This is a genomic window from Nocardia sp. NPDC127526, assembly GCF_042672265.1.
In the GTDB taxonomy this organism is placed as follows: Bacteria; Actinomycetota; Actinomycetes; order Mycobacteriales; family Mycobacteriaceae; genus Nocardia.
In genome coordinates this window covers 159,035-181,788 of record NZ_JBHXVO010000006.1, presented here as the reverse complement: position 1 = coordinate 181,788, position 22,754 = coordinate 159,035, and the positions used below count along the sequence as shown (strand labels likewise).

The following is a 22,754-nucleotide window of genomic DNA, read 5'->3' as shown; positions in this document are numbered from 1 at the left end:
CCCCCGGGTGGTTGCCCAGGTAGATGGGTGAAGGAGACCTCGGGTCGTTTGCCATGCCCGAGGAGGTCCCTGTGAATTCTGTTTTGGCTAGTTCCACTGTTATCGAGAGTGTCGGTACGCCCTGGTTGTGGGGTGGGACGATTGCTGTTGTCCTGGCGCTGGTGGTGCTGGACTTCGCGTTGACGCGGAAGCCGCACGAGGTGTCCATGCGGGAAGCGATCGGGTGGACGGTCTTCTATATCGCGCTGCCGGTGGCGTTCGGCGTGTTCCTGTGGTTCAACAGCGGCGGCACGGCGGGGATGGAGTTCTTCACCGGCTATTTGCTGGAGAAGTCGCTGTCGGTGGACAACCTGTTCGTGTTCATGCTGCTGCTGTCGGCGTTCGCGGTGCCTGCGGCGCTGGCGCAGCGGGTGCTGTTGTACGGCATTGTCGGCGCGCTGGTGTTGCGCGGGATCTTCATCGCGCTGGGTGCGGCGGCGCTGGCGACATTGGATTGGGCGTTCCTGCTGTTCGGCGTGATTCTGCTGATCACGGCGGTGAAGCTGCTGGCCGATGCGGCCGGCGGGCACGAGCAGGAAGTCGACATCTCGACGATGCGGTCGGTGCGGCTGATGCGCAAGCTCATGCCGGTCACCGATGACTACCGCGGGACGCGGATGACGGTGATGGAGGCCGGGCGGCGCGCCCTCACCCCGCTGGCGCTGGTCGTCGCCGCGGTAATGGCCACCGACGTGGTGTTCGCCGTGGACTCGGTGCCCGCGGTGTACGGCGTGACCGGCGATCCGTTCCTGGTGTTCGCGACCAACGCGTTCGCGCTGCTGGGTCTGCGCGCCCTGTACTTCGTGCTGCACGCGGCGCTGTCGCGGCTGGTGCACCTGGCCTATGGCCTGGCGGTGATTCTGGCCTTCATCGGCGTGAAGCTGGTGCTGCACTGGGCGCACGGCATCTGGAGCGGCGTGCCGACCATTCCGACGGCGGCCTCGCTGGTGGTGATCGTGGTGGTGCTGGTGACGGTGACGCTGACCAGCCTGCGCGCCACTCGCGGCCCGGAGCCGGAGAAGGAAATCGAGCCCTCCACCACTGCCTGACCCCAGAATCGGCGCCATGCGACCGATACCGGCCCCGACATACCGTGAAGCATGTTGCTGCAACGTTTTCGGCGCCCGGGGATCGACGAGATGAACGCTGTTGTGGACGCACTCGAGCTCCCGGACACCATCTTCAAGAAATGTCCCTGGGGGCCGCGGGAACTCGTGGAAACCGGTCTGCGCCAATGGTTGCGCTGCTGCGGGGCCGCCCTGCGGGACGAGCAGGTGATCGGAATGCCGTCGCAGGCGGTCGACGAGGCCTGGCACGGGTTGATCCTGTGCACGCTGCGGTACGCGCGCTTCTGCGAGGCGGCGTACGGGCAGTTCCTGCACCACTATCCGGCCGATGAGGGGTCGCGCGATACTTCGGCGGATCCGATGGTGGATCAGCTGGCCCGGACCGTCGTGGCGTGGTCGCTGGTGGCGCGGCCGGGCGAGGAGTGCGTGATCTGGGATCTCGACACCAGGGTCGGGGTGGAGGATCCGTGGGGCATCCCGGCCGAACGGGTCGCCTTCATCGAGCGCTCGCTGCAGGATCGAGCGTGAGCGGAGACGGACGAGAGCCGGTGCGGTACAACCGCACCGGCTCTCACGTGTTGGCGGGTGTTACGCCTCAGCAGCCGCCGCCACCTCCGCCGCAGCCGCCACCTCCGCCGCCGCAGCCGCCACCACCGCCACCGCCACTGTCTCCACCGCCGCTGTAGCTTCCGTAGTCGCCGCCGTAGTTGCCAGAGCTTCCGGAACTACCGGAGCTGCCCCCGGAGTATCCGGCCCACCGGCGTGCGCGATTGCGATGGTGGTAGCCGCTCCGGCTGTCGCGCCACATCGCATACCCGCCGAACAACGCGGCGAGGCCGATCAGAACAGCGATGGCGATTCCTACTGTCATCATGGGATTCCCCTCCCCCGCCCGCCGGCTACCGGCCGAGTCCCCCTGACTGCGGCTCCCCCGAGCGAGCGCACTTTCCATTGTGCAAGCCGAAAGCTACTGGCGCACCGACCGCTTCGACAGCCCCAGCAATCGGGGGAATCCCACCGGGTGTGAAGGGACCACCCGGTGGGTACGCGGGACCCGCCGCCGGTTACGTCAGCTTCACCCGCGCCGCGAAGAACCGTGCCACCGCCGGCGCGAACCGGTTGAACCGGTACTGCATCCACGCCTCGGGCGTCACCGGAACCACATCCCGATCCCGTTCGACCGCCTTGACGATCTGCGCCGCCACCTTCTCCGGACCGTATCGCCGCGCCTCGTACAGCTTGTCGTACTTCTGCTGCTTGGCGGCCTCCTCCTCGGCGGAGACGCCCGCGAAGCGAGTGGTGGCGACGATATTGGTGTGCACGATGCCCGGGCAGATGGTGTGCACGCCGATTCCCTTGCCCGACAGCTCCGCTCGCAGGCAGTCGGAGAACATGAAGACCGCCGACTTGCTGGTCGAATAGGCCGAGAATCCGCGCTGCGGCGTATAGGCCGCCATGCTGGACAGATTGACGATGTGCCCGCCGAGCCCGCGGTCGGCCATGGCCTTGCCGAAGGCACGGCAGCCATTGATCACGCCGTGCAGATTGATATTCAGCACCCGGTCGAATTCGGCTGCGGGAGTGTCGAAGAAGTCACCGGCCTGGCCGACGCCCGCATTGTTGATGAGGATATCGGGCACGCCGTGCTCGGCGATGACCGCCGCGGCATGCTCGCTCACCGCGGATGCATCGGACACGTCCAGCTGGTAGGCGTGCGCCGTACCACCTTCGCGCGCAATGAGTTCCGCGGTCTCCTTGGCCGAATCGAGATTGATGTCCGACAGCGCCACTTCGGCCCCGCCACGAGCGAACGCCAGCGCCGTCTCCCGGCCGATACCGCTGCCGCCGCCGGTGATGACCAGCAGCTGATCCTCGAAAATCCGCTGCTCCCGGCAGACTTCGGCACGGCGCAGCGACCGCGGCCGCACACCGGTGCGCAGCGCGTCGATCAGCTCGGCGGTCGCGGTGGCGAGCAGTTCGGGATGCGAGAACGGCAGCCAGTGCCCGCCGCCCACTTCGCGGCGATACAGCGTCGGCGCCCAGTCCTGGGTGTCGTCGTATCCGGCCGGCCGCACCGCCACATCGCGGCGGGCGATAATGAGCTGCACCGGCACCTCGGTGCGGCGCTCACGCGGTTCGGCCATGCGGCGCAGGATGTTCGCGCGATAGATGCGCATCCCGTCGAAGAAGTCGCGCCGGAACTCCGGCCCGAGTTTGATGTTCTCCGGTGAGGTTTCGTTCATCAGCCCCACGAACCGCGACCACATCTTCTCGGTGCCCAGCGGTTTGAGCACCACGCGCGGCACGCCGGGCGTCATGAACAGCCCGGTGTAGGTCGAGGAAAGCAGCTGTGTGAGCGGACCCCACACCTTGCCGCGCGAGAGGTTCCCGCGCACCCACGCCCCGAGATGATCCAGATTCGGCCCGGACACCGAGGTGAAGGAGGCGATCCGGGCGGCCGCCTCCGGCTCGCAGACCGCTTCCCATGCCTCGACCGAACCCCAGTCGTGCGCCAGCACGTGCACCGGCCGATCCGGCGATACCGCGTCGGCGACGGCGAACAGGTCGGCGGCGAAGTTCTCCAGCCGGTAGTCCTCGGTGCGGTCGGTCCGGGTGGAGCGCCCGTGCCCGCGGGTGTCGTAGGTGACCACGTGGAAGCGGTCGGCCAGCAGCGGCACCACCCGATCCCACAGATGATTGTCATCGGGCCAACCGTGCACCAGCACAATGGTTTCCGCGGACGGCTCGCCGTATTCGTAGACGGCGAGCTCGAAATCCCCATTGCGCACGATGCGTTCGGCGGCGGGGATGATGGTCGATTGATCGGTCACGATCTTCTCCTGAAACGGGTGCTAGAGATCCAGCACCAGGCGGTCACCGTCGCAACGGGATACACACATGAGCATGTCGCCGGCGTCCCGCTCGGCAGCGGTGAGCACGGTGTCGCGGTGGTCGATAGCGCCGGAGACCACCCGCACCCGGCAGGTGCGGCAGAAGCCCTGGCGGCAGGAATACGGGCTGTCGGGGCGGACTTTGAGGACTTCCTCGAGCACGGACTTGTCGGCGGGAATCTCGATGGTCTCGCCGGTGCGGGCCAGCTCGACCCGGAACGCGGTGCCGTCGACGACCGGCGGCGGTGAGAACCGCTCGGAATACAGTTCCACGCCCGGCATGTCGCGCACGGCGTCCGCGATGACCTGGGTCATCACCACCGGGCCGCAGCAGTACACCGAGGTATCGGTGCCGACCCCCGGCAGCAGCGCCCGCGCATCCGGCAGCCCGTGCTCGTCGTCGGTGCGGATGGTGACGCGATCGCCGAAGCTCTCGACCTCGCCGAGGAATGGAATGGTGTCGCGGCTGCGGCCGGCGTACACCATCGTCCAGTCCACGCCCAGCCGGTGCGCCATGCGCACCATCGGCAGAATCGGCGTGATCCCGATGCCGCCCGCCACGAAATGCACTCGGGCGGCGGAAGATCCGTAACCGGGCAGCACGAACGGGAAGGCGTTGCGCGGCCCGCGCACCGTGACCGGCGTACCGATCTTCAGCGCGTCGTGCACCTCCAGCGACCCGCCGCCGCCATCCGGAATGCGCCGCACCGCAACGCGATAGGCGTTTCGGTCGGCCGGATCGCCGCACAGCGAGTACTGCCGCACCCGCCCCGACGGCAACTCCAGGTCCAGGTGCGCGCCCGGCCGCCACTGCGGCAGCTTCCGGCCATCGGCCGCGGTGAGCAGCAGGCTGATCACATCGGTGTCGTGGGCCTCCACCCGGCGTTCCACGACCACCAGCGGCAGCCGCCGGTCGTCGACCCGGGCCGGCGGTTCCTTCCGATTGACGAAAGTGGTCCAGCGCAGCCGGGATTCGGCGATGAAGTCGAGAACCCGGGTGGTGCGGTCGGAGCGATCCTTGCCGTACAGGTCGAGCGGCGGCTCGCTGGGAACCGATCGAGTTCCGCTCACGAGGCCATCATCCGGGCCGCCGGAGACTGCGCCAGGTAGGCCACCGCCTGGGCGGTCGAGCCGACCGTCTCCGGGGTGTAACCCGGCTTGAACGTCGACAGCGCGCTCACCAGCAGCGACGGGACGCCCGGCACCGCGCCGCGCCACATGGACGCGAAGATGCGGCAGATGAGCATCGGATAGCGGTGGTTCGGCAGGTTCGGGTCCTGGTGCACCAGGAACTTGGCGCCGCGCACGAGCAGGGCGATGAAGATCGGGAAGACCATCAGCATGAGCGCGCCGCGGCGGACATAGCCGACGTCGAAGTATTCGGCGACGTCGTGGGCGACCATGCGATGCTCGACCTCCTCGGCGCCGTGCCAGCGGAACAGGTCCAGCATCTGCGGGTCGGCGTCGAACTGCTCCAGATCGGCATTGAGCACCCAGTCGCCGAGCCACGCGAAGAAGTGCTCGAGGGCGGCGATGACGCCGAGCCGCTCGACCAGCTGCTGCTGTTGCGCGGCGGGCGAATCCATCTCGCGCGGGCCGAGGGTCTTGCGGAACAGGTATTCCGCTTGCCGCACATAGGGTTCCACGTCGTACCCGTGCGTCTTCAGCACCTCTTCGAGCGCCCCGTTGTGGCTCTCGGCATGCATCGACTCCTGGCCGATGAACCCGATCATGGCCTCGCGCAGCTTCTCGTCCCGCACCAGCTCGAGCGCCTCCCCGAAGGTGACCAGGAACATGCGCTCGCCCTCGGGCAGCAGCATGCTCAGCGCATTGAGTACGTGCGACGCGATGGGCTCGTCCTTGATCCACACCGGATCGGTGCGGGACCAGTCGAACTGCACATTGCGGGCATGCAGGGCTACCTCACCGGGTTCGGTCACCACACGGCGGCCCAGCTTCGGAAGTAGCTTCATCGATACTCCTGGTGTTCGTATGTCCGTGACCGGGGCAAACCACCCGCAGCCACCGCATTGCTACGTGAGCGTAGCAACATTCTACCTATGTGTGGAACCAGGAGTTACATCTAGATTGTCGATCAGCTGTCCACGTGGACATGGGGGCGCTGGGACCGGCGCGGCACCGCGCGGCGCAGGATCTCGCGGGTCACCGGCGCCACTTCGCCTTCGCCGAAGAATATGAAGCGCAGCAGGTTGATCAGCGGGTTGCCTTCCGTCCATTCGAAATACACGTGCGGGATGACGCCCGTGCGGTCGCGAATGGCCAGGAGAATGGCGGCGATGGAGTTGGGGACGGCGGCGGCTTCGACGCTCAGGATGTGGTACTGGGCCACATCCACCTCGGTGACGAGCAGGTGCGTGCTGAATTCCGAAGGATCCTTGACGATCACCTCGAGAAAGAGAATCGGCTCGGAGTCGGGGATATGACTCTCCCGGCGCTGATCGGCTTCCTTCTCCGCGTATTCCTCGGGCTGCCGCTGATCGATGTCGTGGGTGACGATGCGGATCTCGCCGCGCGCGGCCAGGTCGTCGATGATCTGTCCGGCCTTGTCGTCGAAGGTCACTTCGACGGCGCGGAGTTCGAAGGCGCGGCGAGCCCGGGAAGCGAAGGACACCACGATGATCGCGAGCACGAACAACAGGGCCAGGTGCACGCCTTCGGGTTTGGCGATGATGTTGTCGATGGTGGTGTAGACGAAGATCAGCGACACCGCGCCGAAGGCGATCACCCTGCCGCGCTGCTGTTTACGCCAGGCCGACAGCGTCACCGCCACCGCGGCCGAAGTGATCAGCACGAGGACGCCGGTGGCGTAGGCCGCGCCCTGCGCATCCACGCTGGCATCGAAATACCAGGTGATCCCGAACGCGACGGTCGCGAAAACCAGTACCAGCGGCCGGATTTGGCGCGCCCACTCCGGCGCCATGCCGAAGCGCGGCAGGTAACGCGGAACCAGATTCAGCAGACCCGCCATGGCGGAGGCGCCCGCGAACCAGAGGATGGCGATGGTGCTGACGTCGTAGACGGTGCCGAAGGCATTGCCCAAATGCTCGTGCGCCAGATACGCCAGGGCCCGGCCATTGGCCGCACCGCCGGGCTGGAAGGCCGAGTCCGGAATCAGGATCGTCGTAATGAAGCTGGAGACGATGAGGAAGCAGCTCATGATGATCGCCGCGGTGGTCAGCAGCTTGCGGGCGCCGATAATGCGGCCGCGCGGGAAATCATCGGAATCGCCCGGGTCGCCCTTGATCTGCGGCATGACGGCCACGCCGGTCTCGAACCCGGACAGGCCCAGCGCCAGTTTCGGGAACACCAGCAGCGCGACGCCGATCATGGCGATCGGGCTGCCGTGCTGCGCGGTGAGCAGATGCCCCCAGTCGGTCACCAGGTGCGCGTTCCGGATCACCTCGATCACACCGACCACGGCGACGACCAGGTTCAGCGCCAGGAACACCGCGACCAGCGTGACCGCAATGCCGATGGCCTCGGTGAACCCCTTCAGGAACACCGCCGCCAGCAAGGCCAGCAGCACGAGCGTGATGAGCAGGTTGTGCCCGTGCATGAAGTCCGGCGTGTACGGGTTCTCGACAATGTGCGCGGCGCCGTCGGCCGCCGACAACGTCATGGTGATGGTGAAGTCGGTGGCCGCGAAGCCCAGCAGCACCAGGATCAGCAGCTTGCCCCACCAGTTCGGCAGGAAGTTGGCGAGCATGGCAATGGATCCGCCGCCGTGCGGGCTCTCCTTGGCCACGCGGCGATAGACGGGCAGCGCGCCGAGCAGGGTCAGGGCCACCAGCACGAGGGTGGCCAGCGGCGACAGCACGCCCGCGGCCAGCGCGGCGATACCGGGCTGATATCCGAGTGTGGAGAAATAGTCGACGCCGGTCAGGCACATGACCTTCCACCACGGATGGCGATGCTCCTTCGGCGTGTGCTTGACCATGGGCCCGGGGAGCTGTGCCGCTTGCTCGCCGGCATCCTCGAGCAGCCAGGCGGCAAATCGCGAGCGGGACCGTTCGGCGGTCGTGGTCAAGTGATTCCTCCCGGAACCCGTCAGTCCGGTTACCCGAAACCAGCAATGTCGTGGCCAATTTACTCACGGCAAACCGGACGGATCGACACACCGCGCCGTACGCCGGGCAGGCCGGTGTGGTAGCCGGGCGGGTGCGGGACTAGCCGACGTACGCGGCGATGGCGTCGGCAATGGCGTTCGCGAATCGCGCCCGCCCGTCCGGTGATTCGATGAGCGCGGCATCACCCGGGTCACGCATGTTGCCGCATTCCACCAGGGCCGCCGGACGTTCGGAGAAGTTCAGCCCGGCCAGATCGGGACGCGGGTTCAGCCCCTCGGAGCCGGTATAGGTCGACGGCACGAAGCCCGCGCCGACCATGGTGTCGCGCAACATGGTGGCCAGCCGAACCGAGGGTTCGCCTTGCGCGTCGTTCAGCGGTGGCGACGAATGGGCGACATGGAACCCGTGCGCCCCGGCCGCCGCGCCATCGGCGTGAATGGACACCACGGCCGCCGCGCCGACCGAATTGCCGAGCGACCCGCGCTCGTTCACGCACGGCCCCACCCCGGTGTCGCTGTCGCGGGTCATGATCACCCGAATCCCCCGCAGCGTGAGCGCATCCCGCACGCGCTGGGCCACATCCCAGGTGAAGGCGTGCTCGGCGTAGCCGCTATTGCTGTTGGTGCCGGTGGTATTGCACGGTTTCGTCCCGCCGCGACCGTCCGGGACATGCGCGTTGATGACATCGGGTTGTGCGGCGCCGCCGCCATTGTGGCCGGGATCGATCACGACGGTCTGCCCGAAGATCGGCCGCACGGGTGACGCCGGGAGCGGGCCCGCCGGACTCGTGGGCGCTGCCGACGCCACACCACTCGCCGCGGTCAGGAGTGCACCGCAGATCGCCGCCATCGCCTTCATCCGTCGCTGTCGCACCATCCCACCGTAGGGGCAGATCGGCGCAAACATGATCCGGACAGGCCGGAATTCAGTGTTCGAGCTTGTGCAGCAGGTCACGCAGCGTGCGCAGGTCTCCCGCACTCAGCTCGGTGACGCGCGGCGGCGCGGGGTCCGGCGTGGCCAGCGCGGTGGCCACCACCTCACGGCCGGTATCGGTGAGCGACACCAGTTTGCGCCGCCGATTGGCCGCGTCGATCTCGCGCACGACCAGCCCGCGCTCCTCGAGATCGGTGATGGCCACGGTGGCCGCGGGGGCGTCCATGGTGGCGGCGTGCGCGAGTTCCTTGACGGTCAGGGGCCCACCGCGCAGGCGGCGCAGAATGCGAATCCGGCTGAACGGCAAGCCGGTTCGCTCGATGACAGCGCGCCGGTAGACGTCGCGCGAATCCATCACCAAAGTGGTGAGCATGCGCCAGACCTCATCGGGCGTGGGCGAGTCATCCGGCATGGGCGGGGGCCTTCTGTTCGAGCAATGGTGCGACGCGATCCCGGGTACCGTACGCCCACGCGGTATTGGCGGCCACGCCGAGCCCGGTGACCGCCGCGGTCAGCGCGGCGATGGTCCACCACAGACCGCCCCCGGCCAGCGCGCCGCACAGGGCCACGCCGATGCTGACGCCCACCTGCCGGCTGGTGGAGGCGACCGCCGAGGCCGCGCCCGCCCGATCCAGCGGCATACCGCTGACCGCGGCCGTGGTGATCGGGGCATTGACCATGCCGAAACCGATTCCGAAGACGGTGAATACGACGATCAGCAGCCAGATGGGCGTATCCGGGCGCAGCTGGGTCAGGCCGACGGCGGCCACCGTCATGAGCGTGCCCGCGGCCAGCAGTGAGGGCCGGGTGCCGTGCCGGCCGACCAGGCGTCCGGACAGCGGGGAGAAGATCAGCATGCCGAGCGCCATGGGCAGGTAGAGAAGACCGGTGTGCACGGCCGAAAAGCCGCGGGTGCCTTGCAGATACAGCGACATGTCGAACAGGAAGGCGCCCAGCGCCGCGAAGGCGCAGACCGCGATCACGGTGGCCGAGGCGAACGGGAAGCTGCGGAAGAAGCGGAGATCGATGAACGGCGCGAGATGGCGGGCCTCGTGCCACACGAATGCGGCCAGGGCGGCGGCGGTCGCCAGGAAGATCACCGGTTCGCCTTCGATCAGGCCGAACACCAGCGTGAACAGCACCGCGATGGCCAGCAGCTGACCGATCGGATCGACACCGCGCCGGGTGGCCGACTTCGATTCCGGCACGAAGAGGGTCGTGAGGACGAGGGCGATCGCACAGATCGGCAGGTTGATCCAGAACACGGACTGCCAGCCCAGGCTATCGATCAACCCGCCGCCCACCAGCGGGCCCATGGCGGTCGAGATGCCCACCACCGCACCCCAGACACCCACGGCGCGTGCGCGTTCCACCTTCCCGGTGAAGACGGTGGTGATGATCGACATGGCCACCGGATTCAGCATCGAGCCGCCGACGGCCTGCAAGAACCGTGCGCCGATGAGGATTTCGATGGTGGGCGCCAGGCTGCACAGCAGCGAACCGGTCGCGAAGACGAGCAGGCCGATCCGGAACATCCGCCGGCGGCCGAAGCGATCCGCGGTCGCGCCCGAGAGCATGAGCAGGCTGGCCAGCGTGAGCGTGTAGACGTCCACGATCCACTGCAACCGCGACACCGAAGCGCCCAGATCCTCGCGGATGGCCGGCAGCGCCACATTCACGATGGTCGCGTCCATCGATGAGATGAGCAGGCTGAGACAGCACGTCACCAGGATCAACGTCTTCCGATTCTTGCTCAACTCACCAATAGTTGTAGACACACAATTATTGTGAAACTAAAACTATTCGCCCGGCAAGAGGCGCGCCCAGTGGCCCCCGTCACCCCACAGAATCTGAAACAGCACCGACCGGGAACTGGTGGCGGGGGCTGCTCGGCCGATGCCGCCACCAGTTCCCGGTGATCGCATGTCCAGCATCAGAACTCGTCGAGGAGGGCGGCGAGGACGGTGGGGAGGGCGGCGAGGATGTCGTCGGTGTGCTCTTCGGAGGTGCCGTAGGTGTGGGCGGAGACGGTGAAGCCGGGGCCGAACGAAGCGGAGGCCACTTCCGGGACGCCCAGGTCCGACCAGCCCCATTTGGTGCCGGTGACGTGCGGGAGTCGAGCGGTGCCCCAGTCCTGGACGGTGCCGTCGATCGCGATCTCGCTCGGATCGGACATCCATTCGAGGACGGGGCTGTCCGGATCGCTGCGCAGTTTCACCAGGAGGAAGTCGGCGACGTCCGCGGTGCTGGTCGAGGACATGGCCCAGTCGTCGTTGCCGCGGGTGGCGGGGAGGTCGTATTCGGCGGCGATGGAGTCGATGGCGTACGGATACTTCGCCGCGATCACGGCCGCCGCGCTGTCGTCGGAGTCGCGAATCATGCGCTCCCCCAGCTCTTTGTCCTGCGCCGAGCCGTCACCGTGCCGCAGCGCGTAGTCGGCCAGGTAGAGCTTGGCGATGGACAGACCCGCCCGGGTCTCGGTCTCGTTCGCCGTGCCCCATCGCACCCCCGGCACCACCGAGCGCAGGGAGATGGCCGTTCGCGGGGGCACCGGCTCGGCGTCGCCCGGCACCGGCAGGACGGGATTCGCCTCGCCCGGATCCGCGGCGGCGAGCGGCGCCAGCCAGGCCCAGACCCCCACGGCGACCGCCCCGATCAACCCAGCTCGATAGCGCACAGCCACCTCCGCGTCGAGTTCGACCCGTATCCAGCTTGCCCGTCTGCAAGCCGGGGACCAGGAAAAACGTTCCCGACACGCCGGACCTGGGCGCCAGGTCCGGCGGAACGAACCCGTGCGGGCCCGGGCGGACCCGGCCGCGAGACTCGGCCGGACCTCTCGTGAGGCCCGGCCGATCTGGCCTCGGCTCGGCCGGATCAGACCGTCGACTCGGCCGAATCAGACCGTGAGGATGGTGCGGCCGATCGCGCTCCGGGCGGCAATGGCGGTGTGCGCGGCGGCCGCCTGATCGAGTGGGAAGCGCTGCCCGATGACGACCTCCAACCGCCCATCGGCCGCCTCGGCCTGCGCTCGTTCGAGCAGGGCGTTCCAGTCGACCTCGCCAGCGCTGATCTCGAACAGCGGGACGATGGCAATGCCCTGCGCCGCAGCGGCTTCGGCATCGAAGGCGGCGAATCCTCCTGCGGCATTGCCGTATCCGAGGATCCTGCCGCCGGTCGCGAGTGCCCGCATCGCCGCGCGCCCGGTCTCGCCACCGGCCCCGTCGAGCAGGACCTGCACACCGCCGGTGCGCTTCTCGACCTCCTCCACCCAGCCGTCATTCGAGTAGTCGACCACGGCATTCGCGCCGAGTCGTTGCGCCAGTTCGAGTTTCGCCGTTCCGCGTGCTGTCGCGATCACCTGTGCGCCCGCCGCCCGGGCCATCTGGATCAAGAGCGTGCCCAATCCGCCCGCCGCGGCGGTGATGAGCACCCATTCCCCCGGCTGGATCGCGGCCCGGCCCATGACCGCCAGCGCGGTCCGGCCGTCGTGCACCAGCGCCACCGCCTGCTCCAAGCCGAGCCCCTCCGGCACGGCGACCAAGGTGTCGGCCTTGGCGAGCGCCTTCTCCGCGTAGCCGCCCGTCGGCGTCCCCCGTCCGATCCCGCTCGCGGCCGTGGCGGTGGCGACCCGCTTGCCGATCCACCCGGCATCCACGCCCGCTCCGACCGACTCGACCACTCCCGCGACCGCTCCGCCCGGCACGAACGGCGGCTCGACCGGGAAGAAATCCTTCGCCCATCCACTGCGCAGCAGCGTGTCGAGGAACATGACGTCGATCGCCGCCACGGCGACCACGACCTCCCCCTCGCCCGCCACCGGTTCCGGCCCTTCCGTCACGCTCAGCACTTCCGGCTCCCCGAATGCCTTGGCCTGCACAACCCGCATCGCACTACCTCTCTCTCGACGTCAACCGACTCCCCCACCTTCGAACCTCGAGCGCGATTGAGGTCAAGCCGTGCTGCGCGGATTACGCCCCGGGTGAACAAACCGAACTACATCTGACGCACACCGAGTCACATTCACTCCACAAACCAGCGCCCTGTGTCCATCGCAACAATCAAGTTTTTCAAGCCCATGACCTTGCAATCCGGCTTTAACCCACTCGATAGTGAGTCATTTTCAAGACATGAAGCCTTGACTGCGAGTCATCATCCCTTCTACCTTCAATTCAGCAACGAACCAGCAATCCCCTGGGAGACCCGATGCAGACGACCCGTCACCACCTCAATGACATCCGCGAGGCCACCGCCGCCCGCGAGGCCGCCAAGCAGGCCGCCCAGGCCGCCGACGCCCTCTGGCGCGAGAAGATCAAGGACGCCACCCTCTCCGGCGAACGCGTCTTCCTCATCGCCAAGGCCGCCGGCGACATCACCACCTCCCGCGTGTACCAGATCCGAGACGGCGTCCGCACCGGCAGCCGCTGAGCCCCCACCCGGTCATGCTCAAGCTCTTCCTCATCGCCATCGCCGCCGTCCTCCTCGCCATCGCCGCCATGTCCGCACTGCTCATTGCGGGCTTCGGATTCGTCTGGCCGAGCGTCATCGGCGGACTTGCCGACGAGAACGACACGGCTCGAACCTCGACCGCGGTAACCACCGAGCTGCCCACTCTGACGAACGCGGAACTCACCCTCATCACCCACGTTCTGACCCACGGGCGCGCGGTCGCCGTCCCCACGGAAAACAGCATCGGGTCGTGAGCCCGGCGCGGCACCATCGCGGGTTCGGCACGCACCACCGGGCCTCGAACATGCCCCGCGCCCGAACCGGGAGTGAGACAGCCGCGTGCCATGATTGGACGGTGCATGAGCAGCTGAAACAGTGGGTGGATGAGCTGACCGGGGGTGACAGCACTCGGGCTATAGCGGTGGTGACCGGGATTCCGCAAGCCACGCTGGCTCGGCATTTGGCGTTGGCGACGCCGCCGGTGGAGACGTTGATCGAGATTGCGCGGGCGTATTCGGCCAATCCGGTCGAGGTGCAGGTGGTCGCGGGGATCATTACCGAAGCCGAGGCGCAGCGCGCCGGATCCGGTAGTGCTATTCGGCAGGCCACTACCCGGCAGCTGCTCACCGAGTTGTTGCGGCGGGACAAAGAGGGGGATGAGGGGAAGCGGAGGCCATCGCACGGGGAGGCGGGCGCGAGGTTGTTCCGGTGAGCAATGTGGTGCCGATTCTGGCGGCGATGCTCGCGCTCGCCGCGGCGGCGGTTCGGCTGCCGCGGTGGAGTGCGCCCGAATCGCGGCCGTTCACGGTGGGGATCGCATTGCTGGCGCTGTGGGCGATCTTGCGAACCCCGGCGGTGAATCGGTCGGCCAATGAATTGACGCTGCCCGGTGGGCATTTCGAGAGTCTGCCCGGGCTGGCCGCCGATGTCGCGCTGGTGGCGGCCGGGGGGTTGATCGGGGTGGCGGTGGCGGACGCGTGGGGGCGGCCGGTGTTGAAGAAGGCGTTCTATGTGGGGTTGATCGTGGTCGAGGCGACGCTGCTGCTGACCTATGACCCAACGAATCCGACGGACCGGACTCTCGATACGCATCTGTGGATCCTGGCCATTGCCGGGATCGTCGGGAATGCGGCTGTCCTGGTGGCCGCGCTGTTGAGCTATCGCGATGTGCCGGAGCGGTTCCGGCTGCCGCTGGGGTTGTTCATCGCCGGTGGGGTCGCGGGGTTGGTGCTGGCGGTGATCCGGGTGGCGACACTGGTGCGGCCGGCGGGGGCGCAGATCGAGGCGTGGGCGCCGGTGGTGAGCATTCCCATCTTCGCGTTCTCGATCGGTTCGCTCATCGCCAGTGCACGCATGCGGCAACTGCCCGACCGCGAGCCCGCCTCGCGATGACGGCGTGGCGGACTCGGGCGAACGGGTCGATGGGGGTGAAGCTGTCCCGGTGACCAATGCCGTTCCGATTCTTGCCGCGGTGGTTGTGGCGGTGACGGTGGCGATGCGGGCGCGGCGGTGGCCGAGTCCGGAATCGCGGCCGCTCACGCTGGGTCTGGCGCTGCTCGGGCTGTGGGCACTGCTGCGCACGCCCGCGCTGAATCGGTGGGCGGAGGAGCGGATCGATTCGGCGATCGGGCTGGAGTTGCTGCCGGATCTGGTGGCCAGCACGGCGTATGTGGCGGGCGGGACGCTCATTGTCATCTCGATCGCGCAAGCCTGGTGCAAGCCCGGGCTGATCCGGGCGGCCTACACCATGCTGGTGGTCGCGGAGGCGGCGATCCTGATCACCTATGACCCGAACGAGCCGGATGCCACGCTCGTGGATGCGCACAAGTGGGTGGTCGGCGTCATGGCGGTCGCCGTCAATGCGGCAATACTGCTGGCGGCGGCGATCAGTTATCGGACGGTGCCGGAGCGGTTCCGCACGCCCATCGCGATCTTCATGCTCGGCGGCGCGCTCGGGCTCGTCTTCGGTGCCGTCCGCTTGGTGACGCTGCTGTTGCCCGAGGTTCACCTGGGCGACTACAAGGGGTTGATCGGCGGTATCCCGGTGCTGGCGTACGCCCTTGCCGCGCTCATCGGCACCGCCCGCGCCGGAGCCGCGGACGACGCGGCGGCGGAGATCGACGAGTATCCCCTCGACCTGGAGGATTGACCCGGCCACCGCCGGGTGCTGCGGAAACGCCCGCGACACAGCAGATTACAACTCGGTTGCGCGGATCTTGCTCATCGGGATCGCGCTTGTGGCCGGGTTCGCCCTCGGGTAGCGCGGACCGTCTCAGAAGCCTATGCTCGTCCGCTAGGTCCGAATCCTCTTGCCGGTCCGCCTATTTGACGTGGCAACCGGCGGGGCTCGACCGCACCGGTGCAGCTGCCTCGGTGAACGTGAGTGCGGAAGTGCGAAAGCTTGTCGGAGTCATCGAATCCTCCGGACGGTGCGAACGAAGCCGTTCGGAGTGCGCGCCTGCCCGTTCGGACGCTGTCGACGTGTGTGGTGCTCACCGCCGCGGCGGTCGCGGCAGCGGTTTACGCTGCGCCGGAGGACTTTCGGATACCACTGATAGCGGGCGGGGCGACGGCGGCGGTACTGCTGTGCGCGGCCGTGACCATGGCGGTGTACTACCGCGGCCAGGTCGCGCGGGCCCGGGACAGCGCCGCCGCGGCCGAGGCGCGGATGCGGGATGTCACGGCTGCCGCCGAGGCGCGGACGCACGACGTCGCGACTGCGGCCGAAGCGCGGGCCCAGGCGCGCATCGATTCCTATGCGGCCGAGGCGAACGCCCTGATCGATGAGCTACAGGCCCGCGTCGAACCGCTGGAGCAGGCCCTCGCCGCCAAGACGCGCGAAGCCAAGGACAGCGACAACCGCCGCGCCGCCGCCATGGCCGCGTTCGCGGGCGCGGCCGGGCGCATGCAGGCCATGAGCACCAGCATGCTGGCCGAGTTGCGGGAGATGGAGCATCGGCACGCGGATCCGAAGGTGCTCGGCGATCTGCTGGAACTGGATCACCGCACCGCACAGGCGGGCCGGCTCGCGGACAGCATTGCCGTGCTGAGCGGCGCGCGCACCGGGCGGCGCTGGGCCAAACCCATTGGCATGGAGTCCATCCTGCGCGGCGCCATGGGCCGGGTCGCGGGCTATCAGCGGGTGCGGCTGCGCGCCGTGGCCGAGATAGCCATCGCCGGTCACGCCGCCGAAGGCGTCATGCACGCGCTCGCCGAACTGCTCGACAATGCCTGCAACTTCTCCCCGCCGACCACCGAGGTGCACGTGTACGCGGCCGAGGTGCCCGCGGGCGTGGTGATCACCATCGAGGACAGCGGCCTGGTCATGAGCGAATCCGCCCTGCGCCGAGCCGAATCGACCGTCTCCGGCCGCGGCGACCAGAGCTCCGACCTCTCCTCGCTGTCCGGCACCCGCCTGGGCCTGGCCGTTGTCGGCCACCTGGCCCGCAAACACGAACTCACCGTCTCCTACCGGCCCTCGGCCATCGGCGGCACCGCGGTCGTCGTGGTGGTACCGCGCGAGCTCACCACCCGCCTGGAGCGCAACACCGGATCCCTCACGGCCGTGGCGACATTGCCCACCCGCCCGTCGACAGACACCCAGCGCACCCGCACCGACGCTCTCCCCTCCCGCACCACCGCGAGCGAGAGCCGCGAGCTCCCCTCCCGCGTGTCGGCGAGTGACAGCCGGGAACTGCCGGCCGTTTCCGGCACGGGCGAACGCCGCGTGCTCCCGTCCCGCACGACAGCGGCGGAAAGCCACCACGAACTGCCCTCGCGCACGGACACCGGCGAAAATCTCGCGCTCCCGTCGCGTGCCGCGACCCGCGAGAGCCGCGAGCTTCCGTCCGGCGCCGCCGCAGGCGAATACCGCGAGCTGCCCGCTGGTGCCGCCGCGGACGAGAACCGTGCGCTCCCCTCCGGCCCCGCCGCGGGCGAAAGCCGCGAGACCCCCGTCCGCGCCGGGTATTCGGACATGGCACAGGGGGCCGTGGTGAGTCCTGCGCTGTCCTCGGCGGATACGGGGCTCTCCGAGAGTGCGCAGGCGCTTTTCGGGACTCCGCCGCCGCTGGCCGATCTCGATCCCGCGCATTCCGCGTACGCGCCTTCGGCCGATATCGCCTCTGTTCCAAGCCAATCCACTGAGGCTCCCGCTTCCACCGGTTCCGGACTGCCCAAGCGGCGGCGCGGTAGCACGCTGGCCGCCGTGCATCCCGACGGTTTGTCCGCACCCGGTTCGCCGCAACCGCTCGCTTCGTTCCGCCCGCCGTCGCCCTCGAATATGGGCGCCTTCCAGCGTGCGATGAACGGCGGCGAGAATGGCGGCACCGCAACACCTTCCCCGTCCGCGCCCTTGGAGACCGATCGATGACACCCTCCGCCACGCAGCTGGGCTGGCTGCTGGAGCAACTGCTCGTCCGCACCCCGCGCGCCAGGCACGCCCTGCTGCTGTCCGGTGACGGGCTCAAGATCTGCCACACCGCCGAACTGGGCAATGACAGCGCCGATCAGCTGGCCGCCATTGCCGCGGGTATTCAGAGCCTCTCGCACGGCGCCTCCGTGGAATTCGGGGACGGGCGCGGCGGTGTGCGGCAGTCCATGACCGAGTTCTACGGCGGCATCCTGTTCATCGTGGAGGCCGGTGTGGGCGCGCATATCGCGGTGGTCGCCGCCGAGGACGCCGATGCGGGCCTGGTCGGCCACAATATGCGGGAACTGGTGGAGCAGCTCGGTGAACATCTCGCCGCCGCGCCCAGAGTCCGGGGAGCGAGCGTGTCGTGACCAGGCCAGACGAGAATCCGGACCGGCTGTACACGCTGACCGGCGGCCGCAGCCGCCCGGATTCCGACGCCTTCGATCTCGTCACTCTCGTTGTGAGCGAATGCGATCCGGCACCGGGCATGCAGTCCGAGCATGCCGCGATTCTCGATATGTGCCGCCGCCCCACCGCGGTGGTGGAGATCGCGGCGGAGCTGCGGCTCCCGGTGGGCATCGCCACCATTCTGCTGTCGGATCTGCTGCACGCCGGGAAGATCACCGTGCGGCATCCGCGGTACACCACCGGCGCGTGGAATTCGCTGCCCGACACCACCACCCTGGAGAAGGTGCTCGTTGGACTCCGCAATCTCTGACCCCCGGCCCGCCCGCGCCGACGCACCGCTGAGCGCCAATGCCAGCCAGGGTCTCAAGATCGTCATCGTGGGCGGTTTCGGCGTGGGCAAGACCACCATGGTCCGCTCCGTCAGCGAAATCCGCCCGCTGGACACCGAAGCCACCATGACGCAGGTCGGCTACGGCGTAGACGATCCGACGCTCGCGCCCGGAAAGTCCACCACCACGGTGGCTTTCGACTTCGGCCGCATCACCATCGACGATGAGCACGTGCTGTACCTGTTCGGAGCGCCCGGGCAGGAACGCTTCTGGTTCCTGTGGGACCGGCTGTTCACCGGCGCACTGGGCGCCATCGTGCTGGTGGATCCGCGGCGCATCACCGACTCCTGGTACGCCATCGACCGGCTCGAGCATCAGCGCACGCCGTTCATCGTGGCGTGCAACAACTTCGGCGACGCCGCCGGCGTGGACGAGGTGCGCGAGGCGCTGGACCTGGACCCGCAGGTGCCGCTCATCGAATGCGATGCCCGCTACCGGGATTCCTGTAAGAGCGTGCTGATCACGCTCGTCGAACACCTCTACAACCCGGAGAACCCGCAATGACCTCGCCCGCGCAAGCCGGTGGCTGCCCGGTGCAGCACGGCGTCGTCCCGCTCAGCGGCCCCCGCTTCCACACCGATCCGCATGCCCTCTACCACGAGATGCGCCGCGATCACGGTGCGGTGGTGGCGGTGGAGCTGCCCGGCGGGGTGCCCGCCTGGCTGGTCATCGGCTATCGGGAGATGCATCAGGTCACCAACTCCCCGGAGTTGTTCCCGCGCGATGTGAGCCTGTGGAACCAGTGGGGAAATATCCCCGAGGACTGGCCGCTGCTGCCGATGGTCGGCCAGCCCATGCCGTCGATCTATTTCACCGCCGGGGCCGAGCACCGCCGGCACGTGGCCATGGTGGAGCCCGCCCTGGAAGCGGTCGATCCCTTCGAATTGCGCCGTGTCACCGAGAATCTGGCCGACCGGCTGATCGATGCCTTCTGCGGCCGCGGCACCGCCGACCTGGTCGCGGAGTTCTCCGAACCGCTGCCGGTGCTGGCCCTGGCCTGGCTCATGGGAATTCCCGACGAGGAGGGCCCGCACCTGGCCTGGACCATGAAGACTCTGGCCGACGGCGGCGCGGATGCCCAAGCGGCGCATATGCAATTCGGTCAGGCCATGGGTCAGCTCGTCGCCCGCAAGCGCGCGGAGCCCGGTGATGACGTGGTCTCGCGCATGCTGGCCTATCCCGAGCCGTTCACCGACGAGGAGTACATGCTCGATCTGATGGCCGTGGTGGCCGCCGGTCAGCTGCCGACCTCGGACTGGATCGGAAACTCGGTGCGGCTCATGCTCACCGACGATCGCTTCGCCGCCGCCCTGGGCGGCGGCCGGCGCAGTGTCGGCCAGGCCATGAACGAGGTGCTCTGGGAGGACACCCCCACCCAGATCCTCGCCGGCCGCTGGGCCGCCCGCGATACCCGCCTGGGCGACAAGGTGATTCGCGCCGGTGACATGCTGCTGCTCGGCCTGGCCGCGGCCAATGCCGATCCGCATGTGCGCCAACAGGTCTCCGATGCCGCCGTGTACACCGGCAACAGCGCGCATTTCGCGTTCAGCCACGGCGAATACCGCTGCCCGTTCCCGGCGCAGCACATTGCCGAGATCATTGCCCGGACCGGCATCGAGGTGCTGCTGGACCGGTTGCCCGATATCGACCTGGCCGTGCCGGCGCAGAACCTGGTGCGGCGGCCCTCTCCGTTCCTGCGCGGAATGACTTCTCTACCCGTTGTTTTCAGCCCAGTTCGCGCAGTCGGAGGTTTCCAGTGAGTTCAGCATGCCCGCACGCCATCGCCATCGATCCGATGGTGGGCGACCTGGCCGGGGAGACCGCGCGACTGCGCGAAGCCGGGGCGCTCACCCGTATCGAGCTGCTGGGGGTGCCCGCCTGGACCGTCACCGACCACCAGTTGGCCCGCCGGCTGCTGACCGACACCCGCCTGGTCAAGGACATCAACTCCTGGGGGCTGTGGACCTCCGGCGTGGTGACCCGGCAGTGGCCGCTCATCGGCATGATCGATGCCGGTCGTTCCATGTTCACCGTGGACGGGGCCGAGCATCGGCGGCTGCGCATCAAGACCACCCAGGCGCTCACGCCGCGCCGGCTGGAAGCGCTGCGGCCGTCCATCGAGCGGCTCACCAAGGAACTCCTGGACGATCTGGCGGAGGCCGGCCGCGACGGCGCGGTCGTCGACCTCAAGCAGGTGTTCGCCTATCCGCTGCCCATGCGGGTGATCAGCGAGCTCATGGGCGTCGAGCGGTCCGATCAGGCGATGCTGCTGGAGTGGTACAAGAAGTTCTTCTCGATGGTCACGCCGCAGGACGAGCGCCTGCAGATCATCGAGGATATGCACGTCTATTTCACCGAGATGGTCCGGCGCAAGACCGCCGCGCCCGGTGACGATCTCACCAGCGCGCTCATCCTGGCCGACGAGGGCGGCGAGCCGCTCACCGAGGAGGAGGTGGTCGGCAATCTCAAGGCGCTGGTCGCCGCCGGGCACGAGACCACGGTCAGCCTGATCCTGAATGCCGTGCGCGCCTTGCTGACCCGGCCCGAGCAGCTGGCCAAGGTGCGCGGCGGCGATGTGGAGTGGAAGCAGGCCATCGAGGAGACATTGCGCTACGACGGGCCGGTCATCCACCTGCTCATGCGCTTCGCCACCGAGGACATCACGCTCGGCGACACCGTCATCGAGAAGGGTGAGGGCGTGGTGATCTCCTATCGCGCCGTGGGTCGCGATACCGCCATTCACGGCGAGGACGCCGACGAGTTCGATGTCACGCGGCCGACGGCGAGCCGCAATATCTCCTTCGGCTACGGTCCGCACATCTGCCCGGGTGCGGCGCTGGCCCGGCTGGAGGCGGCAATCGGCTTGCCCGCCTTGTTCGATCGTTTCCCGGGGCTGCGGCTGGCCGTGCCGCCGGAGGAGATCACCAATCTGCCGGTGCTCACCCAGAACGATGTGGCTGCATTCCCTATCCATCTGTCCTGAAATGGCGAGCCCCCGTCTGCCGAGCATGACGGGGGCCTCATTCATAGTTGCTGAACATTTGCCCACCTCGGCTAAACTCGTTACCTTCGTAAAGGGTCAGGGTTCAGCAGCGGGTGAAGGGGTCAGCGATGTCAGGGCGGCACAGGAATTTGAACGCATCGACCGTGCGGGTGGTGCTGCCGTTCGTCTTCGTGCCGCTGTCGTTGCTGGCGGCCGCGTTCCTCGGGCTGGCGGCGGGCGTGCTGCTCGGGGTCTACGCCCCGGATTCGGTGCCCGTCCCGCACTGAGTCAGCCGGTGTAGCCGAGTCGCCGGCCGATCGTCCGGCAGGATTCGACGGCCTGCGCGGCGATATCCGGAAAGCGTTCCGGCGGAAGACGATACGACGGCCCGGAGACGCTGAGCGCGGCAATGATCCGGCCTTCGCCGTCCCGGATGGGCGCGGCGACGGCGTTCAGGCCGATCTCGAGCTCCTCCTCGCAGGCCGCCCAGCCCTGCGCACGCACCTGCTCCAGCTGCGTGCGCAGGACACCGAGGTCGGTAATGGTGTTGGGCGCGAAGGATTCCAGGCGGCGGGCCAGCCGAGCGCGCAGATCCGCCGCGGGCAACTCCGACAGCAGGGCCTTTCCGCTGGAGGTGGCGTGCGCCGGGCAGCTCTGGCCGACCCAGGTGCGCAGCGCGATACCGGCCGATCCGACGGCCTCCACGACATTCACTATGCGATCGCTGTCGAGGATCGCCACATTGGTGGTCTCGCCGACGCGGGCGGCCAGGGCGTCGCACACGTCCTGGCTCTGCCGCGGCAGATCCAGGTGCGCGCTGGTGGATCCGGCCAGCCGCACCACGGTGAACCCGAGCCGGTATTTGCCGCGCTCGGAGAGCTGTTCGACATAGCCGCGGGCTTCGAGCACCGCGATGAGCCGCGACACCGTGGATTTGTGCACCCCGAGCTCGGCCGCGATCTCGGTGACCCCGGCCGTCCCCAGTTTGGCCACGATCTCCAGGGCCGCCAGCGCGCGGTCTACCGACTGCACCGCTGCCGCGCCGTCTCGACGATTGCCGGACCCCTCGCCCGCTCGCGTAGCCATAACACGACCA

The 22,754-nt window shown here is 68.2% G+C and carries 24 protein-coding genes; 14 read left to right on the top strand and 10 right to left on the bottom strand.

The annotated features are described in order from the left end of the window. Positions 1-71 precede the first annotated feature (71 nt). Positions 72-1,088: a TerC/Alx family metal homeostasis membrane protein gene (locus ACFVIV_RS13915; protein WP_379196018.1), complete on the top strand. Its 1,017-nt coding sequence runs from the start codon at positions 72-74 to the stop codon at positions 1,086-1,088. 90 nt (positions 1,089-1,178) lie between these two features. Continuing rightward, positions 1,179-1,634: a hypothetical protein gene (locus ACFVIV_RS13910; protein ID WP_379196016.1), complete on the top strand. Its 456-nt coding sequence runs from the start codon at positions 1,179-1,181 to the stop codon at positions 1,632-1,634. A gap of 536 nt (positions 1,635-2,170) precedes the next feature. Here ACFVIV_RS13910 and ACFVIV_RS13905 read toward each other — a convergent pair. From ACFVIV_RS13905 to ACFVIV_RS13865, 9 genes are all read right to left on the bottom strand, one after another. Further along, positions 2,171-3,940, bottom strand: a complete 1,770-nt coding sequence (locus ACFVIV_RS13905) for an SDR family oxidoreductase (protein WP_379196368.1) — start codon at positions 3,938-3,940, stop codon at positions 2,171-2,173. Positions 3,941-3,958: 18 nt separating this feature from the next. After that, a complete protein-coding gene (locus ACFVIV_RS13900; RefSeq protein ID WP_379196014.1) occupies positions 3,959-5,068 on the bottom strand; it encodes a PDR/VanB family oxidoreductase in 1,110 nt (369 codons plus the stop codon). Beyond that, positions 5,065-5,970, bottom strand: coding sequence for a metal-dependent hydrolase (locus tag ACFVIV_RS13895; RefSeq protein ID WP_379196012.1), 906 nt, complete (start codon positions 5,968-5,970; stop codon positions 5,065-5,067). Before ACFVIV_RS13895 ends, ACFVIV_RS13900 begins: the two co-directional genes overlap by 4 nt. 122 nt (positions 5,971-6,092) lie before the next feature. Continuing rightward, the gene (locus ACFVIV_RS13890; RefSeq protein ID WP_379196366.1) at positions 6,093-7,955 is read right to left on the bottom strand and encodes an amino acid transporter; all 1,863 of its coding nucleotides are present in this window, start codon (positions 7,953-7,955) and stop codon (positions 6,093-6,095) included. A gap of 229 nt (positions 7,956-8,184) precedes the next feature. After that, positions 8,185-8,961, bottom strand: coding sequence for an N-acetylmuramoyl-L-alanine amidase (locus tag ACFVIV_RS13885; protein WP_379196010.1), 777 nt, complete (start codon positions 8,959-8,961; stop codon positions 8,185-8,187). Between the two features lie 49 nt (positions 8,962-9,010). Then, the gene (locus ACFVIV_RS13880; protein WP_379196008.1) at positions 9,011-9,430 is read right to left on the bottom strand and encodes a MarR family winged helix-turn-helix transcriptional regulator; all 420 of its coding nucleotides are present in this window, start codon (positions 9,428-9,430) and stop codon (positions 9,011-9,013) included. Continuing rightward, positions 9,420-10,796, bottom strand: a complete 1,377-nt coding sequence (locus ACFVIV_RS13875) for an MFS transporter (protein ID WP_379196006.1) — start codon at positions 10,794-10,796, stop codon at positions 9,420-9,422. Before ACFVIV_RS13875 ends, ACFVIV_RS13880 begins: the two co-directional genes overlap by 11 nt. Before the next feature lie 155 nt (positions 10,797-10,951). Further along, a complete protein-coding gene (locus ACFVIV_RS13870) occupies positions 10,952-11,695 on the bottom strand; it encodes a hypothetical protein (protein ID WP_379196004.1) in 744 nt (247 codons plus the stop codon). A gap of 219 nt (positions 11,696-11,914) precedes the next feature. Next, positions 11,915-12,904 carry a zinc-binding dehydrogenase gene (locus ACFVIV_RS13865; RefSeq protein ID WP_379196002.1) on the bottom strand — a complete coding sequence of 330 codons (990 nt, stop codon included), beginning with the start codon at positions 12,902-12,904 and terminating at the stop codon, positions 11,915-11,917. 317 nt (positions 12,905-13,221) lie between these two features. Between ACFVIV_RS13865 and ACFVIV_RS13860 the strand changes: the two genes are divergently transcribed. From ACFVIV_RS13860 to ACFVIV_RS13805, 12 genes are all read left to right on the top strand, one after another. Then, complete coding sequence (locus ACFVIV_RS13860; protein ID WP_379196000.1) at positions 13,222-13,443, top strand: hypothetical protein; 222 nt, start codon at positions 13,222-13,224, stop codon at positions 13,441-13,443. A 14-nt stretch (positions 13,444-13,457) separates the two neighbouring features. After that, complete coding sequence (locus ACFVIV_RS13855; RefSeq protein ID WP_379195998.1) at positions 13,458-13,718, top strand: hypothetical protein; 261 nt, start codon at positions 13,458-13,460, stop codon at positions 13,716-13,718. A gap of 101 nt (positions 13,719-13,819) precedes the next feature. Then, positions 13,820-14,176: a hypothetical protein gene (locus ACFVIV_RS13850; protein WP_379195996.1), complete on the top strand. Its 357-nt coding sequence runs from the start codon at positions 13,820-13,822 to the stop codon at positions 14,174-14,176. Then, a complete protein-coding gene (locus tag ACFVIV_RS13845; RefSeq protein WP_379195994.1) occupies positions 14,173-14,856 on the top strand; it encodes a hypothetical protein in 684 nt (227 codons plus the stop codon). Before ACFVIV_RS13850 ends, ACFVIV_RS13845 begins: the two co-directional genes overlap by 4 nt. A gap of 49 nt (positions 14,857-14,905) precedes the next feature. Then, positions 14,906-15,613: a hypothetical protein gene (locus ACFVIV_RS13840; protein ID WP_379195993.1), complete on the top strand. Its 708-nt coding sequence runs from the start codon at positions 14,906-14,908 to the stop codon at positions 15,611-15,613. Between the two features lie 336 nt (positions 15,614-15,949). Then, a complete protein-coding gene (locus ACFVIV_RS13835; protein ID WP_379195991.1) occupies positions 15,950-17,836 on the top strand; it encodes an ATP-binding protein in 1,887 nt (628 codons plus the stop codon). Beyond that, a complete protein-coding gene (locus ACFVIV_RS13830) occupies positions 17,833-18,246 on the top strand; it encodes a roadblock/LC7 domain-containing protein (protein ID WP_379195989.1) in 414 nt (137 codons plus the stop codon). Before ACFVIV_RS13835 ends, ACFVIV_RS13830 begins: the two co-directional genes overlap by 4 nt. Beyond that, a complete protein-coding gene (locus ACFVIV_RS13825) occupies positions 18,243-18,596 on the top strand; it encodes a DUF742 domain-containing protein (protein ID WP_379195987.1) in 354 nt (117 codons plus the stop codon). The genes ACFVIV_RS13830 and ACFVIV_RS13825 overlap by 4 nt, the downstream gene beginning before the upstream one ends. Further along, complete coding sequence (locus tag ACFVIV_RS13820; RefSeq protein WP_379195985.1) at positions 18,577-19,179, top strand: ATP/GTP-binding protein; 603 nt, start codon at positions 18,577-18,579, stop codon at positions 19,177-19,179. Before ACFVIV_RS13825 ends, ACFVIV_RS13820 begins: the two co-directional genes overlap by 20 nt. Continuing rightward, on the top strand, positions 19,176-20,435 hold the full coding sequence (locus ACFVIV_RS13815) for a cytochrome P450 (RefSeq protein ID WP_379195983.1): 1,260 nt from the start codon (positions 19,176-19,178) through the stop codon (positions 20,433-20,435). Before ACFVIV_RS13820 ends, ACFVIV_RS13815 begins: the two co-directional genes overlap by 4 nt. After that, positions 20,432-21,658, top strand: a complete 1,227-nt coding sequence (locus ACFVIV_RS13810) for a cytochrome P450 (protein WP_379195981.1) — start codon at positions 20,432-20,434, stop codon at positions 21,656-21,658. The genes ACFVIV_RS13815 and ACFVIV_RS13810 overlap by 4 nt, the downstream gene beginning before the upstream one ends. A 149-nt stretch (positions 21,659-21,807) precedes the next feature. Then, a complete protein-coding gene (locus tag ACFVIV_RS13805) occupies positions 21,808-21,945 on the top strand; it encodes a hypothetical protein (RefSeq protein WP_379195980.1) in 138 nt (45 codons plus the stop codon). Position 21,946: 1 nt separating this feature from the next. On the opposite strand, the gene ACFVIV_RS13800 is transcribed toward ACFVIV_RS13805, so the two are convergent. Then, positions 21,947-22,744 carry an IclR family transcriptional regulator gene (locus ACFVIV_RS13800; protein WP_379195978.1) on the bottom strand — a complete coding sequence of 266 codons (798 nt, stop codon included), beginning with the start codon at positions 22,742-22,744 and terminating at the stop codon, positions 21,947-21,949. Positions 22,745-22,754 lie beyond the last annotated feature (10 nt).